Source organism: Vibrio sp. Vb0304 (genome assembly GCF_033338995.1).
Lineage (GTDB): Bacteria > Pseudomonadota > Gammaproteobacteria > Enterobacterales > Vibrionaceae > Vibrio > Vibrio alginolyticus.
Genome location: NZ_JAWOTT010000057.1, coordinates 1 through 2328 on the forward strand (window position 1 = coordinate 1; position 2328 = coordinate 2328).

The 2328-nt window shown below is 45.4% G+C and carries 3 protein-coding genes and 1 pseudogene; all 4 read right to left on the reverse strand.

Annotation, left to right across the window (positions count from 1 at the left end; all coding sequences use genetic code 11):
• Nucleotides 1–180: pseudogene (locus tag R7P35_RS23635) on the reverse strand (adenosylcobinamide-phosphate synthase); the annotation flags it as partial.
• 12 nt (nt 181–192) lie between these two features.
• A complete protein-coding gene (gene mtnN / locus R7P35_RS23640; RefSeq protein WP_005461186.1) occupies nt 193–888 on the reverse strand; it encodes a 5'-methylthioadenosine/S-adenosylhomocysteine nucleosidase in 696 nt (231 codons plus the stop codon).
• Nucleotides 889–950: 62 nt separating this feature from the next.
• Nucleotides 951–1379 (reverse strand): DUF1499 domain-containing protein, encoded by a 429-nt coding sequence (locus R7P35_RS23645; RefSeq protein WP_005480841.1) that lies wholly within the window; start codon nt 1377–1379, stop codon nt 951–953.
• A 91-nt stretch (nt 1380–1470) separates the two neighbouring features.
• The coding region (locus R7P35_RS23650; protein WP_318092742.1) for an FAD-dependent oxidoreductase at nt 1471–2328 on the reverse strand (858 nt) is incomplete at its 5' end.

The window sequence follows — 2328 nt, forward strand, 5'->3', positions numbered from 1 at the left end:
AATGCTTTGTGAGTAGCTATGGTGGTTATTTACTTTCTCTGCTAATTGTTCGGCTACCTTGCGCCATAAAGTCGCAGGGTGAGCGGAATGAGGAATAGGGAGGATCAGGTGAAACAGTAATGCGCCCCACATCACGAGGAGCGCACCGTTAGCATAGAATTGCTGAAAAATTTCTTCCATGAATGACTTGGATTACTTAACCAGTTCCAGCATCTTGAATACCATTTCTGAAGAGCTTTTTGCTGCTAGAGGCAGGAATTCTTCAAAGCTCATTGGTGATTCTTTATCAGCAACGTCAGAGATAGCACGTACAACAACAAATGGTGTGTTGAACTGGTGGCAAGTCTGAGCAATAGCTGATGCTTCCATTTCAACCGCAATAACGGATGGGAAGTTTTCACGAATGAACGCTTGGCGCTCAGCCGTGCAAACAAACGCATCGCCCGTACAGATCAAACCGCGAACGGCATGTGTATTCGCCATTTGCTCGAGTGCTTTTTCCGCTAGGTCCATCAGTTTTTCATCCGCTTTGAATGCTGCTGGTTGACCTGCCATTTGACCAATTTCATAGCCAAAAGCGGTCACGTCTGCGTCGTGGTGGCGCACTTCTGTAGAAATCACTACGTCACCTAGATTTAGGCTTGAATCGAAACCACCAGCAGAACCTGTGTTGATAACCACATCTGGTTGGTATTCATCAAGAAGAATTGTTGTACCAACTGCCGCAGCAACTTTACCGATACCAGATTGTAGTAGCACTACATCTACATCGTTAATTTGACCAGAGAAAAACGTACAACCTGCTTTGTTTACGGTTTGGCAGTTTGTCATAGCTTCTTTCAGGATGGTCACTTCTTGTTCCATCGCACCGATGATACCAACTTTCATAACACTCTCTTTAGGTAAAATATTTAATCGGCGAGAGTATAGCACTCCCTGTCAGCAGTTTTCTATTTGATGAGTTCTGCTTTAGAAAGTTCGGTTCGTAATTGCTCGGCCCGTTTTCGATTGACGCCAAAGTCGGAATACCCTACGCGTGATTCTGAACGCACGATCAGAGTATTCCCGTCGATCTTTAATTCGAGATCATCCACGAAGCGCATGATTTTAGATGTGCATTCAATGCGCAGATAATTGCCATCTTTCTCTGCTGTTTTAGCCCCCGATAGTTGCAGTGCTGCTTGCTCAATTGCATCCAATGTGGCGGATTCGGTGAGAGTAAAAGGTTCGAGGTGGTGTTCTTCTCGTTGGTCTTGTGTTGAAACGCAGTTAGGTTTGTTTCCACATGGGGTTTGAGTTCTATCTGGCATCGAAGTGACTCCTTGGCTGCATGCGGTTAAGCCGAGAAAAGTGATGAGCATCAGAGCGGCTTTTTTCATGAGTTCTATTCCTTAACAGAGGAATTTAATTATATGTAATAAAAGAAAAAAGGATCCAATCTTTGGATCCTTTTTGAGTGTTGGTACGACGCTATACGTTTAAGTAATCAAGAATGCCTTCTGCTGCGTTTCGTCCTTCATCAATGGCGGTTACCACTAAATCAGAACCGCGAACTGCGTCTCCCCCAGCAAAGATCTTTTCATTGCTGGTTTGATATTGAAACTCTTGGTTGTTGGGTGCTTTGATTCGTCCCCATTGATCAAGTTCAACATTGAACGGAGTAAGCCAGTTCATTTGATGAGGTTGGAAACCAAATGCCATGATGACAGCATCGGCAGGCAGTACGTGTTCACTTCCTTCTACAGGTTCTGGGCGACGGCGACCTGCGTCATCAGGCTCGCCTAAAGCAGTTTTGACCACTTTCACGCCTGAAACTTTGCCATACGCATCAACCTCAATACCTAAAGGCTGAAGGTTAAACATGAACTTCACGCCCTCTTCTTTGGCATTTTTCACTTCTCGACGGGAGCCTGGCATGTTTTCTTCATCACGACGGTAGGCACAAATCACGTTAGATGCGCCTTGACGGATCGAAGTTCGCACGCAGTCCATCGCGGTATCACCACCACCAAGCACTACGACTTTTTTGCCAGCCATATCGATAAACGGTTGGTTATGTTCTAGCTCCATAACCTTATAGGTATTGGAAATCAAAAATGGTAGGGCGTCATAAACGCCCGGCGCGTCTTCATTTTCCAAACCGGCGCGCATGTATTTGTATGTGCCCACACCTAAGAAAACCGCATCGTATTCATCAAGCAGTTCTTGCATCTGCACATCTTGGCCGACTTCCACATTCATGCGGAACTCAACGCCCATTTCGGTAAATACCCGACGACGATTTTCCATGACCCCTTTTTCCAATTTGAAAGAAGGAATACCAAAGGT